Origin of the sequence: Opacimonas viscosa, from assembly GCF_024199005.1 — a bacterium.
Lineage (GTDB): Bacteria > Pseudomonadota > Gammaproteobacteria > Enterobacterales > Alteromonadaceae > Opacimonas > Opacimonas viscosa.
On sequence record NZ_JANATA010000020.1, the window covers coordinates 22,866 to 38,339 of the forward strand.

Sequence of the window (15,474 nt, forward strand, 5' to 3'; positions counted from 1 at the left end):
TACTGGTGCAAACACATGGATATTTGCACTGTTATAGTGCATAGTAATCGTATGATTTTTCAACACCAAAGCCTTTTGTTAGAGAATTTAATAACAGCGGTCCTTGTCATTAATAAAGAAATGCAAGTGATCTATGCAAACCATTCAGCGTTGAACTTTTTATCTACCGGTAGAAAGCAGCTCTATCGCATGCCTATAAATGAGGTATTTGCCTTTGCATCACTAGATAAGGCTAGAATCGTTGAGGCTTTTTCGACCCAAGAAAATTTTAGTGAAAATGATGTAGAAATTTGTTTGCATGATGAGCAAATCTTACATTTTGATGTCAGTGTGACATTTATTGATATGCAAGGCTGTCCTAGCCTCATGATAGAAGCAAAACACATTGATCAGCAGAAACGTATTAGTCAAGAAACACTGCAATTAGCCCAACAAAAAGCAGCCAAACAACTAGTGCGTGGTCTAGCTCATGAAATAAAAAACCCACTAGGTGGTATCCGTGGCGCCGCACAATTACTCGCGTTGGAACTGAGTAACCCCGAACATGCAGAGTACACATCAATGATTATTGAGCAGTCTGATCGCTTGCGGAATTTAGTCGACCGACTGTTAGGTCCTAACGCAGTTCCGAGTTTGTCCCATGACACGATTCACCACCCATTGGAATCGGTTTATGCGTTAATTAAAAATGATAATCCATCAAATATTGTGATTGAACGTGATTACGATCCCAGTATTCCAGATATCATGATGGATGCAGATATGCTGCAACAAGCCTTTTTAAATATCGTTAGAAACGGGATGCAAGCGCTCGCTAATAGTCATTCAGCCATACCTAAATTAAGAATTAAAACGCGTATTTCTCGCAATCATGTCATTCGTGGTGAAAAAGTCCCACTATGTGCCATGGTATCTATTTATGATAATGGACCAGGAATCCCCCCATCTATCAGAGATACGTTATTTTATCCTATGGTCTCAACTAAACCTGATGGTAATGGTTTAGGTTTATCTATCGCACAAAATTTAATTGAACATCACAACGGTAAAATCGATCTTGAAAGTCGCAAAGGACGGACTGAGTTTACGATTTACCTTCCCATAAAAAAACGTGGAGTAAACATACATGAATAACGAACCTGTTTGGATCATTGATGATGATGACTCGATTCGTTGGGTCTTACAAAAAGCGTTAATGACAGCCAAAATTGAGTGTTGTAGTTTCGCCAACCCTCATGATTTATTATTGCAATTAAACAGTGGACAGATGCCACAGGTCATCATCTCTGACATCAAGATGCCAGAAATGGATGGACTGACTTTGTTAGATAAAATTCATGAATTGCATCCTGATTTACCTGTTATTATTATGACTGCGCATTCTGATTTAGACAGCGCCGTTAACGCATATCAAAACGGTGCTTTTGAATATCTACCAAAGCCATTTGATATTGCTGAGGCGGTCAATCTCACTCAAAAAGCACTGCAACATGTAAAAGAAAATACATCAAAAAAACGCAAAACAGAACCTGCATTAGAGTCTGAGATTATTGGCGCAGCCCCGGCAATGCAAGAAGTTTTTCGGGCTATAGGGCGACTCGCTCGTTCCTCAATTAGTGTATTAATCAACGGTGAATCAGGTACCGGTAAAGAGTTAGTTGCACATGCTTTGCATAAACACTCACCACGTGCTGATAAAGCATTTATCGCATTGAATATGGCCGCCATTCCTGCAGACCTGATTGAATCAGAATTATTTGGCCATGAAAAAGGCGCTTTTACGGGTGCCCAATCGACTCGTCAGGGACGTTTTGAACAAGCCAATGGCGGTACTTTATTTTTAGATGAGATTGGAGATATGTCTCTAGACATCCAAACGCGTTTATTACGAGTGCTTGCGGATGGTCAATTTTATCGAGTAGGTGGCACATCCCCAGTGAGTGTGGATGTCAGAATCATTGCAGCAACACACCAGCATCTAGAAAAACTGGTGGCACAAAATCTGTTTCGAGAGGATTTATACCATCGTTTAAATGTCATCAAAATTCAGATTCCTGCCTTACATGATCGCCGTGAAGATATCCCTTTATTAGCCAGACATTTTTTACGCAAAGCAGCCAAAGAATTGGATGTAGAAGTAAAAATATTGACGAAAGCAGCTGAGCAAAAATTAGCAGCAGTCGCCTGGCCTGGCAATGTTAGGCAGCTAGAAAACACTTGTCGCTGGATAACGGTAATGGCAAATTCGCAAGAAGTACAGGTTAACGATTTACCACCTGAACTCGATGATGCCCCAATGTCACTCCAAGCGACATCATACTCAACCCAAAATACTCAGCCATCATCCGCCCAACAGCCGCATAGTGATGCTACTCAAATAGCAGGCTCAGGTAATTGGCAGTCGGATTTGGCTGTATGGGTTGATGAACAACTCGCTACAGGGGAAGATGATATTCTCACAACTGCGACAGAAACATTTGAAAAGATTCTGTTAGAACGCGCATTATCATATACCCGTGGACACAAACAAGAAGCGGCAAAACGTCTGGGTTGGGGGCGCAATACATTAACTCGAAAACTCAAAGAGTTGGCGTTGGACTAACCTCTCTTTTCTCCATCCTTAAACTCCACTGGCACAAGGCCTAAGCATCTAGTAAGCTTGGGCCTTGTTCATTATGATAATAATAAATTCACTACTTTGGAGAACCGCATGCGTTTCACCCTTATCGCTTTAGCTACAGCACTCACATTAACTGGTTGTGGCCAGGCTCCTACAACGTCCAGTAACACCTCACCTCAACCGATGACGCAAGCTGAAGTTATCGCTTCAGAAACTGCGCGTTTAAATGCTTGGTTTGAAGAGAAGTATGAAGTAGAGGTGCTCACAAGTCCGATTCAGTTGACCATGTTAGGTCGCACAGAACGCCAAGGTGAAATCGATGATTTTTCTGAATATGCCATGGCAGAATCTCTTGCTAGAACGAAAACCAATCTCATTCAACTGACGAAACAATTTGACTATGAAAAGCTCTCTCCAGACGCGCAAATTTCTTATGATATTTGGGTTTACCAAGCAGGTCGTGAACTAGCTTCAGACGAATTCAAATTAAATAGTTACATCTTTGATCAAATGTCTGCAGTTCATACTTTTTTTCCACAACTGCTTATTTCATTTCATAAAGTCGAAACCGTTCAAGACTTAGAGAACTATATTTCTCGTATCGCTGGCAGTGCTCGAGCAGTAGAACAGTTAATTACGTTATCCAAAAAAGTAGTAGAAAACGATGTACGTCCGCCCTACTTTGCATTTGATATGGTCATTGAAGAAGCTAAAAAAATTATTACTGGCGCCCCCTTCACCACTGCACCAGATTCTGATCTTTGGGCAGATGCAAAAAGCAAAGTCGCTAAATTAGTTGAACAAAATGTGCTCACCCAAGCTCAAGCGGACCAATATTTGGCAACGATTAGCGCAGCGTTTACCAATGAGTTTCAGGCAGCTTATCAAAACCTAATTGCTTGGCAGGAAGAGGATAAAGTCAACGCTAGTCCAGAAGCATCAGGGGTAAGTGCCTTACCTAACGGTAAAGCTTATTACAATGAGCGTTTAATGAACCAAACTACGACGAAACTGAGCGCCGATGAAATTCATAATATTGGTTTAAGTGAAGTCGCTAGGCTAAAAGCTGAAATGGAAAAAGTGAAAGTAGAGTTTGGTTTCACAGGATCTTTAGCTGAATTCTTTGTTTTCCTGCGTGATAATAAAGATGACGAACGTTTATATTACCCTAACACAGATGCTGGCCGCCAAGGTTACATTGATGATGCTACTGCTGCTATTGACAAAATTAAAGCTGTATTGCCTGATTTCTTTGGTATTCTGCCTAAAGCCGATATGGTAGTAAAACGCGTGGAAGCATTTCGCGAGCAACCTGGCGCTGCACAACATTATTTCCCTTCGACACCAGACGGTTCAAGACCTGGGGTGTATTATGCGCATTTGTCAGATATGACAGCAATGCCTAAGCGTGAGCTTGAAGTTATCGCTTATCATGAGGGTTTACCTGGGCACCATATGCAAATCGCTATCCAGCAAGAATTAACCGGTGTACCAACGTTTAGAACACAAGCCGGTTTTACTGCTTATGTGGAGGGGTGGGCATTATATTCTGAATGGCTAGCAACTGAAATTGCTGGGACTTATGCAGACCCATTATCAGAATTTGGACGCCTAGGTTCTGAAATCTGGCGAGCTATACGTTTAGTTGTTGATACTGGTTTACATGCCAAAGGTTGGACTGAGCAACAGGCAGTAGATTATTTTATGGCGAATTCAGCAATTACTGAAACTCAAGCACGCAGTGAGGTTAGACGCTACCTTGTATTACCTGGACAAGCGACCAGCTATAAAATCGGTATGATCAGAATTCAAGAAATGCGGGCTCAGGCAGAAGCAACCTTGGGTGATAAATTTTCTATCAAAGAATTCCATGATGTTGTTCTAGGTGGCGGGGCAATGCCTTTGGCTATTTTAGAAAGACAAGTAGACAAGTGGGTACAAAGCAAAATTTAAAGCACTCGTCTTTTTTTGAATAAATCATCGACTTATTAAACGGTGATAATGACGCAAAGTTCAAAAGCTAAATATCTTCGCTGTATTTAGCTTTTTTTTTGCTTTTTAATGAGCTAACACTCGAGCAATCGTTTGATTAAAATGCTCTAGCCAAAATGGGCATAATTGTCCCATATAGTTTTTATTTACCGCAACTAAAGCCTTTTTTTGTGCTGGTAACTCATGTTCTTGACCAAGGGCTTCATGATGCAGGTCATAGTAAGTGTCTAAGATAGCTAATAGTTTTGCTCCTGCACAGATTGCATCTCCTGCCAGACCAAAAGGATAGCCTGAACCGTCACAACGTTCATGATGTTCCATAACTATCTTGCGTGCACCGTCCCACACCGAAAGATGCTCCAATAGTCGAGCACTTTTATACACATGAGAATGCAGTAGCTTTTCTTCTTGTGCAGAACGCGTTTCTGCATTAACTAAAGACAGTGGCATAAAGGCCATACCAAAATCATGGACATAACACGCTAAACTCAGTTGTTCAGTGGGAATAATACTCCCAGCATGTGTATTAATGAGGTGAGCCATCTGCGCCATTCGATCGCCACGTCCTTGCAAAGCCAACACACGTTTCTCAATAGGTTGCATTAACTCTCTAAAAAAGAGCATGTCGGCTTTTAAATCCGGAGCAAGATCTTTAGGAATACCCGAACGGGTTAATGTATTTTGGTTCAAACTATCAATGGTCACAGTCTCTGAGCCACTCATATCTCCACCAAACATCTTTGCCGCATTAACCAGAATTGCTTGGTTCTGCTCATCAGAATCTGGTTTAATTTCTTTCAGTACATCCACAACTTTCGTAAAAAACTCAGCATCATATTCAACACTGCCTTCGCCAATACAATCACGCACAAAGTGTTTAACCCGATCTAGGCCTTGTAGCACTACATCAGACATATTACTGGTATAAGTCATTTGTCCTTTGCGTAAGTAATCCAACAAATCTTCAATATGCTGCATCAGCGGGTATAATGGAGTGAATCCGACTAAGCCCAAATCCCCTTTGATAGTATGGACTGAGCGAAACAAAGAACGTTGTAAATCATTATCTTGGGGGTTTATTTCCAGCTCGATTAACGTTTGTTCACTGGCCTCATAGAGCTCGTTGATCTCTTCCAGTAAATCATGAAGGATATCCGCATCAGTATCATCGTGGGTAAATCTTTGCATTTTGATTGTTCTACAAGTCCATAGTTATTCTTTACTGTATCGACTAGAAAATAAAAATTGTGACTTTTTTTGATTTGTACTGATCCATTGATGCAAAGCCATGACAGAAACAGTATACTGCGCAAAAAAGTTTATTTGAGCGTACACGTGTTAGCCTTAGCCAGATTTATTATTATTCCATTCTATTTTATTTTATTAAATATCGCCTTAATTACCTATTCTGCTTTTCGTCCATTTCATCGAGACGGAGTCAAAGTTGCAGGGCAGTGGTATTCATCAATGGCTCGCCTTGTTGGTCTAAAAATCGTTATTCAAAATAGCGAAGTTATCGCACCCGAACAGTCCTATATTTGTATTGCCAATCACCAATCGACCTACGATTTAATCACAACAGCTAGCTGTGCATTTTCTGGTTTAACAACCATTGGTAAAAAAAGTTTAAAATGGATCCCATTCTTTGGCCAGCTCTACTGGCTAACAGGCAACATCATGATTGATCGAAAAAACTCAGGCAGTGCCCAAGCCACATTAAAGCGCACTGCTCACATTATCCAAAAAACCAATAAATCTGTATTATTTTTTCCAGAAGGTACTCGGAGTAACGGACGCGGGCTTTTGCCTTTTAAAACCGGGGCTTTTCGCATTGCACAAGCCACAAAGAAGCCTATAATGATGGTGTGCGCTAGTGATAATATTAATAAAATCAAGTGGAATAGATGGAATAATGGTATTGTCATTATTCGTTACTATGAACCAGAACCTTTCGATGAAAGTAATGATATAAAGGCATTGGCCCTTTCGTATCATGCCAAAATGGCTGAACGATTAGCAACACTCAATGCAGATGTAGCATCCCTGGAACAATCAAACAAGGACAACGCATGACCAATCTAGAAGAAAGGCAAGAGTGGGTAGACTTTACCCAAGAATGTATCGCAGCCCTGTTAGACGACGGTAGCGATCCTAAAGGTACTTATGTCATAGAGCACCATATGGCAGCACAAAACTTCGATATGCTAGAGAAAGCTGCTGTAGATGCCTTCAAAGCCGGTTTTGAAGTGGGAGATGCAGAAGAAATGCCACTAGATGATGGTGGTATCGTATTTTGTTTTGACGCAGTTATCGACCGCCCCTTAAGTGAAGATAAATTAGTGGCGGATGTCGATACGCTTATTGCCATTTGTGACAAGCATAAAGTTCATTATGACGGTTGGGGTACACAGTTTATAGAACCAACCCCTGGTTCTGAATAAAATTAAAATGAATACATACAAAAAGAGAGCTTTCAGCTCTCTTTTTTTTTATGTATCCATAAAGTAGGTATCTTCAATTAAAAAACCGGACAAGAAGAGAGTGATTGCTTCTTGACCGGTTGTATATTTTACTCGATAAGCTAACTGAAAGATTTACTTAGCAAACTACAGCGCAGCTATCGTTTCTTTTTGCTCATTTAACTTAGCTATTTGCATAGTCATATCATCTAGCTTAGCTTGTTCTTTGGCGATAACCGCCTCAGGTGCTTTACTTACAAAGTTTTCATTGGAAAGCTTACCAGATGTACGTGCCATATCTTTTTCGATTTTCTCAATGGCTTTGTTGATACGTGCTAACTCTGCGTCCTTATCAATCAAACCAGCCATTGGAATCATTAACTCCATCTCACCTACCAACGCTGTAGCACAAGCAGGGGCTTGTTCATCAGTGGCTAGTGGTGTTAATGTTTCGAGTTTAGCCAGTTTGGTCAATACATTTTGGGTGGCAGCTAGGCGACGTTCGTCCTCAGCACCAGCATTTTTAAGTAATACAGATAAAGGCTTATTAGGTGAGATATCCATTTCACCACGGATATTACGGATCCCCATAATACATTGTTTTAACCACTCAATATCACCTGCAGCTTTACTATTGCGTTTTGCTTCATCATATTCGACAAAAGCCTGCACCATAATACTTTGTGACGTATCTTGGACATCTGACAATGGCGCAACGCGTTGCCAAATTTGCTCAGTAATATAAGGCATGATTGGGTGTGCGAGTCTTAGCAACTGTTCAAGTGTATTAATCAAGGTATGACGGGTACCGCGCTTTTGTGCCTCAGAAGTATTCTCGTCCTGCAAGATAGGTTTAGATAGCTCTAAATACCAGTCACAGAATTGATTCCAAGTAAACTCATAAATAGCCTGTGCTGCTAAGTCAAAACGGTAATCCGCAATCGCTGCTTCGACATCAGCAATCGTGCTTTGAAAACGGTCAATAATCCACTCGTCAGCTAATGACAACGATAATTCGCCACCTGCTCGACCCGTATCAAATTCTTCGGTGTTCATTAGGACAAAGCGTGATGCATTCCACAGCTTGTTACAGAAATTACGATAACCTTCAACACGCCCCATATCAAAGTTAATATCGCGGCTAGTCGAGGCCATGGCAGCAAAGGTAAAGCGCAGCGCATCAGTACCATAAGCATTAATGCCTTCTGGGAATTGCTTGCGTGTGCGTTTTTCGATTTTCGCAGCGTCTTGTGGATTCATCATGCCAGAAGTCCGTTTGGCTACTAATGTCTCCAACTCTATCCCATCAATCAAATCGATTGGATCAAGTACATTCCCTTTAGACTTGGACATCTTGTCGCCATTTTCATCGCGAATAAGGCCGGTGATGTAAATTTCCTTGAAAGGGATCTGCCCAGTGAACTTCTTGGTCATCATGATCATACGAGCGACCCAGAAGAAAATAATGTCAAAACCAGTCACCAGCACCGAACTCGGCACAAAGGTCGCTAATTCAGGCGTATCTTTAGGCCAACCCATCGTGGCAAATGGCCATAAAGCGGATGAGAACCACGTATCTAATACATCTTCATCCTGACGCAATAACACATCGGCACCTAAGTTATGTTTTTCACGCACTTCGGCTTCATCACGACCGACATAAACCGCACCGGCTTCGTCATACCATGCAGGAATACGATGGCCCCACCACAACTGACGAGAAATACACCAGTCTTGGATATTGTGCATCCATTGATAGTATGTTTTGTTCCAATTTTCAGGAACAAACTTTATTTCACCGCTCTCGACAGCTTCAATAGCAGGCTTGGCGAGTGAATCTACCGCAACATACCATTGGTCAGTGAGATAAGGTTCGATAACCGCCCCGGTACGATCGCCGCGAGGTACTTTTAATTTGTGATCTTCAACTTTGACTAATATGCCTTGGGCATCTAAATCAGCAACGAGTTGCTTGCGGCAATCAAAACGATCTAAACCTTGATATGCTGCCGGTGCATTATCATTAATCTTGGCATCCGAGGTCAAAATATTGATCATCGGTAAATCGTGACGTTTGCCCATATCATAATCATTAAAATCATGTGCAGGGGTGATCTTTACACAACCGGTCCCAAATTCAGGATCGACATAGTCATCGGCAATGATTGGGATTAGACGATCTGTCAGCGGTAACTTGATTGCTTTGCCAATGAGTGCTTGGTAACGCTCGTCATCAGGATGCACCGCCACAGCACTGTCACCAAGCATCGTTTCTGGACGTGTCGTTGCAACAATCAATTCCCCAGAGCCATCCGCTAATGGGTAACGCAAATGCCACATGTGTCCATTTTCTTCTTCGTTCAAAACTTCTAAATCGGAAACTGCTGTGTGCAATACCGGATCCCAGTTGACTAGGCGCTTACCACGATAAATAAGACCTTCTTCATGCAGCTTTACAAAGACTTCTTGTACCGCATAGGATAAATCTTCATCCATCGTAAACGCTTCACGCGTCCAATCTGGCGAGGTACCTAGTCGACGCATTTGTTGAGTGATATTCCCGCCTGATTCCTCTTTCCATTCCCAGATTTTCTTGACAAAATCTTCGCGGCCTAAATCATGACGAGTAAGTCCTTTAGCATTTAACTGGCGTTCTACCACCATCTGAGTGGCTATTCCTGCGTGGTCTGTACCACATTGCCACAGAGTATTATCGCCTTTCATACGACGGTGACGGATCAACGCATCCATGATGGTATGCTGAAACGCATGGCCCATATGTAAGCTACCGGTAACATTCGGTGGTGGTAATAAAATACAATATGGATCACCTGAACCACTGGGCGCAAAATAACCATTTTGCTCCCATTCAGCGTAACATTGTTGTTCGATATCTTGTGGATTAAAAGTCTTATCCATGGGTTCTCTCGTTCTTTGCTATATGGACGGCTAAGTCGTGTGGAATCAATTAAACTCAGCCGCTTTCTGGAACTGCATTGAGCAGCCAGCTATTTTAAAAGTCTTGTAACGCTCTCGCGCCATTTGTTTTGCCGTTTCATCCGTTGGTACAAAGTCAAAAATCATTTTATAACGATTTGGGTTAGGGATATCTTGCATCGCAACATTCACCACGGTTGCTCTCAAAGCACTTTCATTGCCCCAAGTAATTTCAACCGGTGCCCCGCCCACGGGCCCCTCACCAGCTAAGTTATGCGCAATGAAACTATCGGCAGGTAACTGCCATAACAATTCATCAAACGCTTCTGCACTAGCTTTATCCGCACATAAAACGGTTAATTTCTGATTGGTACGATAACATTTGGCAACCACGTCACAGGCAAATGCCAATTCAGCAGGAATAGCTGCTGGCGTTGCTGCGTTATCTAGTTGATAAAAAATGACTTGGGTCATATTAATCTTCAGTTTGGATACCTGCACGATTCATCAAGAACTGTGCAAGTAAACCGACTGGACGCCCTGTGGCACCTTTATTTTTGCCACTATTCCAAGCCGTTCCTGCAATATCCATATGGGCCCAGTTGTACTTTTTCGTAAATCGCGACAAGAAACAACCTGCAGTAATTGTCCCTGCAGCACGTCCACCTAGATTAGTCATATCGGCAAATGGAGAATCTAACAAAGGTTGGTATTCGTCCCATAATGGTAAACGCCAGGCTTTGTCAGAAGCTTGTTCTGAAGCATTTAAGAGCTCGTGCGCTAATGGATTGTGCGTCGACATCACTGCTGAAGCATGATGCCCTAATGCGATAATACAAGCACCGGTAAGTGTCGCTAAATCGACCACACAATCCGGCTCAAAACGTTCTACGTAAGTAAGAGCATCACATAATACTAAACGCCCTTCCGCGTCTGTATTTAACACTTCAACGGTCTGTCCTGACATCGTGGTCAAGATATCACCTGGGCGATATGCGTTCGCATCTGGCATGTTTTCGCAACCAGCCAAGACGCCAATGATATTCAATGGTAGATTCAGTTCAGCAACAGTGTGCATCGCGCCTAAAACAGCAGCTGCACCACCCATGTCATATTTCATTTCATCCATGCCTGCGCCTGGTTTGATTGAAATACCACCCGAGTCAAAAGTTAACCCTTTACCGACTAACACGATAGGTGCTTGGTCTGCAGATCCACCGTTGTGGTGAATGATACTCATCAGTGATTCATTTTCTGAACCACGACCTACGGCTAGGTAACTCCCCATCTTCAACTCGGCCATTTTTGCTTCGTTGACGACTTCGGTGGTGATGGAATCATAATTTGCAGATAACACTTGCGCTTGTTCCCAAAGATATTTCGGGTTACAAATGTTCGGTGGCATGTTAGCTACATCACGAGTAATTTTAACACCTGCTGCGATGGCATTACCGTGTTCAATCGCTCGCTCGCCAGCAGTTAACTCTTTGCGTGTGGGGACATTAAAAACCATTTTGCGCAATGGACGTCTCGGCTCACCTTTTTTCGTTTTTAACTGTAAAAATGTATATAAACTGTGCTGAGTTGCCTCAACTGCCTGACGGACTTTCCAATAAGTGTCACGACCTTTGACGTGTAATTCTGGTAAAAAGCATACCGCTTCCATCGAGCCAGTTTCATTCAACGTCTGAATAGTTTTTGCGATGATTTCTTTGTATTGACGCTCATTAAGTTCGCGTTCTTTACCACAGCCAACTAACAAGACACGTTCACTAAGAACATTGGGGACATGGTGTAATAAGAGCATTTGCCCGGCTTTTCCTTCCAAATCACCGCGACGTAAAAGGCCTGAAATATAACCTTCACTGATCTCATCAAGTTGTTCTGCAACAGGAGTTAAGCGACGTGGTTCAAAGACACCGACAACAATACACGCACTACGCTGTTTCTCTGGGCTACCGCTTTTTACACTAAATTCCATCGTCATTTCCTCTGAAAAAACTTGCAAAAACACGTAGTTTACTTAAAATTTCAGCTTACGCCACCAAAAAAGCACGTTTTCCAGACTTATTATATGATTATTTTTCGCTATTTACTGAAGGAAACGTTCAAATCGCAACTCGCGATCTTCTTTATCCTCATGGCCATTTTTATTACTTTGCGTTTCGTTCGAGTACTTGGCGATGCCACTGACGGTGAAATACCTGCAGACCTCGTGTTAGGTTTTCTCGCGTTATATTCTCCTATCCTTGCCTCATTGATCCTCCCGATTAGTTTTTTCCTCGGGATAATGATTGCTCATGGGCGCTTGTTTGTCGACTCTGAAATGACGGTTTTAAGAGCCTGTGGTGTATCCGAATGGTATGTCACTAGGGTCATGTTAATCCTCTCAATGTTACTCGCTTTAGTGACTGCAACTATCACTATGTACATCGCGCCACTAGCGGTTGAAAGTGAGTATCAATTAAAAGAAAAGGCAGGTGCAGAATCGGGTATTTCAGCTGTTATACCTGGGCGTTTTCAACAAACAGGAAATGCCAATGCCGTTATTTTTGTCCATGAAATTGAAACTGAAAACCAGCAATTAGTAAAAATATTCTTGTCTGAACGAGAAAAGCAAAATAACAAATTGATTCGTATTATTTATGCTGAAAATGGGACGATTAACGCTCTGCCAGACGGCTCACAAATACTTACTTTACGGTCTGGCAAACAATACAACGGTGAAATTGGTCAACGCAATTATCAAGTCATAGACTTCGCGGTATATCGCATCCAAATCGGCGAACGTTTACCTGATGAAATGCGTCGTAAAGTAGCCGCATTAAGCACGCTAGAGCTGTGGGGAGATCCCAGCTTTGAAGCGATTGCAGAACTACAATGGCGGATTGCAATCCCTCTGTCTTTGCCCTTTTTAGTTTTACTAGCGGTACCTTTAAGCTCTGTGAATCCACGCCAAGGTAGGTTTGGCAAACTCTTACCTGCAATCATGATGTACTTAGGTTACTTCTTACTACTCATGGCCGCTAAACGCGCCTTAGAGGATGGAAAAATACCTGTTTCCCTCGGTCTATGGTGGGTCCATGGACTCATTTTAATCATTGGATTTATGCTCATTTCAAGACAACGTGCTGTGGGCGTAAAAGTGCGTAAATTATTCCAACGAAATAAAGGGGCCAAACATGTTTAGCCTCATTGACCAATACATAGGACGCACCCTGCTCGGTACTGTTTTTGTCACCTTATCCACGTTGATTGGTCTAAGTGGTCTAATTAAGTTTGTCGAGCAACTCAGAAAAGTCGGCGAAGGTGACTATGATTTATTTATGGCCGGCTTGTTTGTCATTTATAGTATTCCTCGTGATGTGGAACAATTTTTCCCTATGGCGACCTTGATTGGCGGGTTGATTGGCATGGGTGTGCTTGCGAGTAACTCGGAGCTCGTTGTGATGCAAGCTGCGGGTATGAGTAAATGGAAAATTATTCAATCAGCCATGAAATCAGCTGTAATTATGGTGTTATGTGTGCTTTTAGTGGGAGAGTTTGTCACGCCTATAAGTGAGACTAAAGCCAAGAAAATACGCTCTGAAGCGATATCTGGTGGGCAAGTATTCAAAGGCGATAAACTTATTTGGACCAAAGACGGTAACGATTTTGTGAGTATTGGAGCGGTATTTAACCAAGAAAACTTAGGTGATGTGACTATTTATAAATTCAATGAAGCACTTGGCTTAGATGAAATAATCGTAGCTAAACAAGCGGCTTTTGTCGAAGATTCCTGGGCCTTAACCGACGTCACACTCACGTTGTTTTCGGAGCAATATGTCAGTATCCGCAATGTGTCTCTAACCGAATGGAAAGCGGCACTGACCCCTGATAAGCTTAGTGTGGCTACTGTAAAACCGGAAGCGTTATCAATCCAAGGGCTTAACGAATACGTTGATTATTTAGAAAATAATCAACAGGATTCTGCACGCTATGAACTGGCAATGTGGCGCAAAATTATGCAGCCAATATCGGTCGGTGTAATGCTGTTAATGGCCTTTAGTTTTATCTTTGGCCCTTTGCGTTCTACGTCAATGGGAGCGCGGATCATTATGGGGACATTAACAGGCTTTGGATTCTTTGTGGCTAACCAAGTATTTGGACCATTCGCTCTAGTGTATAACCTTCCGCCATTTTTAGGGGCATTGTTACCTAGTGTTATGTTTGCGTTGGTCGCCGTTTTTCTGCTGCGCAGACCATAGCCTCGTCTATATTTTAGTTTGCGCTTTGTTCACATGTGCCAAGTGAATAAAAGAAATGTTGTGAATCTACCGCCATTGCTTGTGATCATTTGCATCTTTGGTCAAAACTAATATTTCTGTTTTGGCTAAACGGTCCTGCAGTGATTGTTTGTGTTTAAAATCAATTAACACCAGCAACGTACCCAAACCACCTAAAGCACTAACCAAACGCAAGCACAAACGGCCAAAGGTCATGGGCGCTTCCACAGTACTAAAGATCCGCATGCGCCATGCACGCATCCCGATAGTTTGACCACCTTTCGCCCAAAACCACATAAAGAACCCCAGCACCCAAGCTCCCACCCAAATTTGCAGAATTGTGGTATAGATTGTGGATGTTTGCATGAAATCACTAAAATGTTCATATTGTTGGCCAATCAAGCCATTAGCATGGCAAATCGTAAATATGACTAATAGGAAAAGAGCAGCCACCATACCAACAGCAACCGCAACTAGCGCGTCGTATACCATAGCAGCTAAACGGCGCATAAAACCAGCTCGCGGGAAATCCAAACGCTCTGTAGCTGCGATTTTCTCATTCTGTAGGTCCTGCTTCGGAGCCAACTTTTTATGTTGTCGCTTCGTATTGTGTTTCATGGATGATTGCTTTGCCATAGGAGACGTTGACCTGTTGGATGAAGTTAAGTAACAGAGCAGTGTATGCCACTGACCGTTTTATAATTGTCTTATTGTAACGTACATTATTAATCAAGCAAAATGACGACAATCCATCGTTGTAAACCAGGAATACTGAAATAAATCAAAAAAGCGCTTGCGACAAACGCAATGGTCGTTATAATTCACACCGTTGTTACCAAGAAGCCCTTCTTACTGTGCCGGTGTGATGGAATTGGTAGACATGACGGATTCAAAATCCGTTGCCTTCGGGCGTGGCGGTTCAAGTCCGCCCACCGGTACCATTAAACTCAATCTTTATCAGCTCTCTCTTTGACAAACGCCTGTTGACAAACGCCTGATTTAATCAGCGGTGATATGTTTTATCAAAAAAACAATCTAATCGAACGAAATATTATAAAATTTCAATTTATTAGGATAAAAGCATTAAAAATTAGCAAAAAACAGGAAGCTTCATCCTTTTTTGCTTCTGTTTTTCAATTTTTTTGATAAAAACTTGTAACTCTCAAAATGTCCTATATTCTTCAGTCGAGCAAAATTCATA

Annotated in this window: 12 protein-coding genes and 1 tRNA gene; 8 read left to right on the top strand and 5 right to left on the bottom strand. The window is 42.1% G+C overall.

Going from position 1 to position 15,474, the window contains the following annotated elements; genetic code table 11:
* The first annotated feature begins 51 nt into the window (after positions 1–51).
* The 3 genes from glnL to NLF92_RS10560 all read left to right on the top strand — a co-directional run bounded on the left by glnL (position 52) and on the right by NLF92_RS10560 (position 4,573).
* Positions 52–1,134, top strand: coding sequence for a nitrogen regulation protein NR(II) (gene glnL / locus NLF92_RS10550; RefSeq protein ID WP_254101652.1), 1,083 nt, complete (start codon positions 52–54; stop codon positions 1,132–1,134).
* Positions 1,127–2,602: a nitrogen regulation protein NR(I) gene (glnG, locus tag NLF92_RS10555; RefSeq protein ID WP_254101654.1), complete on the top strand. Its 1,476-nt coding sequence runs from the start codon at positions 1,127–1,129 to the stop codon at positions 2,600–2,602. The genes glnL and glnG overlap by 8 nt, the downstream gene beginning before the upstream one ends.
* 108 nt (positions 2,603–2,710) lie before the next feature.
* Positions 2,711–4,573: a DUF885 domain-containing protein gene (locus NLF92_RS10560; RefSeq protein WP_254101656.1), complete on the top strand. Its 1,863-nt coding sequence runs from the start codon at positions 2,711–2,713 to the stop codon at positions 4,571–4,573.
* Between the two features lie 105 nt (positions 4,574–4,678).
* Here the strand turns inward: NLF92_RS10560 and NLF92_RS10565 are convergent, their stop codons facing one another.
* Entirely contained in the window at positions 4,679–5,800 is a 1,122-nt protein-coding gene (locus NLF92_RS10565) for an HD domain-containing phosphohydrolase (RefSeq protein WP_254101658.1), read from the bottom strand.
* 147 nt (positions 5,801–5,947) lie between these two features.
* Here NLF92_RS10565 and NLF92_RS10570 point away from each other — a divergent pair, with 147 nt between their 5' ends.
* A complete protein-coding gene (locus NLF92_RS10570; protein ID WP_254101660.1) occupies positions 5,948–6,685 on the top strand; it encodes a 1-acylglycerol-3-phosphate O-acyltransferase in 738 nt (245 codons plus the stop codon).
* Positions 6,682–7,053: a ribonuclease E inhibitor RraB gene (rraB, locus tag NLF92_RS10575; RefSeq protein WP_254101662.1), complete on the top strand. Its 372-nt coding sequence runs from the start codon at positions 6,682–6,684 to the stop codon at positions 7,051–7,053. The genes NLF92_RS10570 and rraB overlap by 4 nt, the downstream gene beginning before the upstream one ends.
* Positions 7,054–7,218: 165 nt before the next feature.
* Here the strand turns inward: rraB and NLF92_RS10580 are convergent, their stop codons facing one another.
* Genes NLF92_RS10580 through pepA form a run of 3 tightly spaced genes read right to left on the bottom strand, consistent with a single transcriptional unit; the run spans position 7,219 to position 11,989 of the window.
* On the bottom strand, positions 7,219–9,990 hold the full coding sequence (locus tag NLF92_RS10580; protein ID WP_254101670.1) for a valine--tRNA ligase: 2,772 nt from the start codon (positions 9,988–9,990) through the stop codon (positions 7,219–7,221).
* Between the two features lie 45 nt (positions 9,991–10,035).
* Entirely contained in the window at positions 10,036–10,482 is a 447-nt protein-coding gene (locus tag NLF92_RS10585; protein WP_254101672.1) for a DNA polymerase III subunit chi, read from the bottom strand.
* A gap of 1 nt (position 10,483) precedes the next feature.
* Positions 10,484–11,989, bottom strand: a complete 1,506-nt coding sequence (gene pepA, locus NLF92_RS10590; RefSeq protein WP_254101674.1) for a leucyl aminopeptidase — start codon at positions 11,987–11,989, stop codon at positions 10,484–10,486.
* Between the two features lie 93 nt (positions 11,990–12,082).
* Here pepA and lptF point away from each other — a divergent pair, with 93 nt between their 5' ends.
* Together lptF and lptG are read left to right on the top strand one after the other, a co-directional pair.
* On the top strand, positions 12,083–13,198 hold the full coding sequence (lptF, locus tag NLF92_RS10595; RefSeq protein WP_254101676.1) for an LPS export ABC transporter permease LptF: 1,116 nt from the start codon (positions 12,083–12,085) through the stop codon (positions 13,196–13,198).
* The gene (gene lptG / locus NLF92_RS10600) at positions 13,191–14,255 is read left to right on the top strand and encodes an LPS export ABC transporter permease LptG (protein WP_254101678.1); all 1,065 of its coding nucleotides are present in this window, start codon (positions 13,191–13,193) and stop codon (positions 14,253–14,255) included. Before lptF ends, lptG begins: the two co-directional genes overlap by 8 nt.
* Before the next feature lie 66 nt (positions 14,256–14,321).
* Here lptG and NLF92_RS10605 read toward each other — a convergent pair whose 3' ends face one another.
* Positions 14,322–14,783 carry an RDD family protein gene (locus NLF92_RS10605; protein ID WP_254101704.1) on the bottom strand — a complete coding sequence of 154 codons (462 nt, stop codon included), beginning with the start codon at positions 14,781–14,783 and terminating at the stop codon, positions 14,322–14,324.
* 346 nt (positions 14,784–15,129) lie between these two features.
* Between NLF92_RS10605 and NLF92_RS10610 the strand changes: the two genes are divergently transcribed.
* Positions 15,130–15,214, top strand: a tRNA-Leu gene (locus NLF92_RS10610).
* Positions 15,215–15,474: the final 260 nt, after the last annotated feature.

Bases quoted from the DNA above. Each gene is read 5' to 3' on its own strand.
- glnL (WP_254101652.1), top strand. From the start codon at position 52: ATGATTTTTCAACACCAAAGCCTTTTGTTAGAGAATTTAATAACAGCG.
- glnG (WP_254101654.1), top strand. From the start codon at position 1,127: ATGAATAACGAACCTGTTTGGATCATTGATGATGATGACTCGATTCGT.
- NLF92_RS10560 (WP_254101656.1), top strand. From the start codon at position 2,711: ATGCGTTTCACCCTTATCGCTTTAGCTACAGCACTCACATTAACTGGT.
- NLF92_RS10565 (WP_254101658.1), bottom strand. From the start codon at position 5,800: ATGCAAAGATTTACCCACGATGATACTGATGCGGATATCCTTCATGAT.
- rraB (WP_254101662.1), top strand. From the start codon at position 6,682: ATGACCAATCTAGAAGAAAGGCAAGAGTGGGTAGACTTTACCCAAGAA.
- NLF92_RS10580 (WP_254101670.1), bottom strand. From the start codon at position 9,990: ATGGATAAGACTTTTAATCCACAAGATATCGAACAACAATGTTACGCT.
- NLF92_RS10585 (WP_254101672.1), bottom strand. From the start codon at position 10,482: ATGACCCAAGTCATTTTTTATCAACTAGATAACGCAGCAACGCCAGCA.
- pepA (WP_254101674.1), bottom strand. From the start codon at position 11,989: ATGGAATTTAGTGTAAAAAGCGGTAGCCCAGAGAAACAGCGTAGTGCG.
- lptF (WP_254101676.1), top strand. From the start codon at position 12,083: ATGATTATTTTTCGCTATTTACTGAAGGAAACGTTCAAATCGCAACTC.
- lptG (WP_254101678.1), top strand. From the start codon at position 13,191: ATGTTTAGCCTCATTGACCAATACATAGGACGCACCCTGCTCGGTACT.
- NLF92_RS10605 (WP_254101704.1), bottom strand. From the start codon at position 14,783: ATGCGCCGTTTAGCTGCTATGGTATACGACGCGCTAGTTGCGGTTGCT.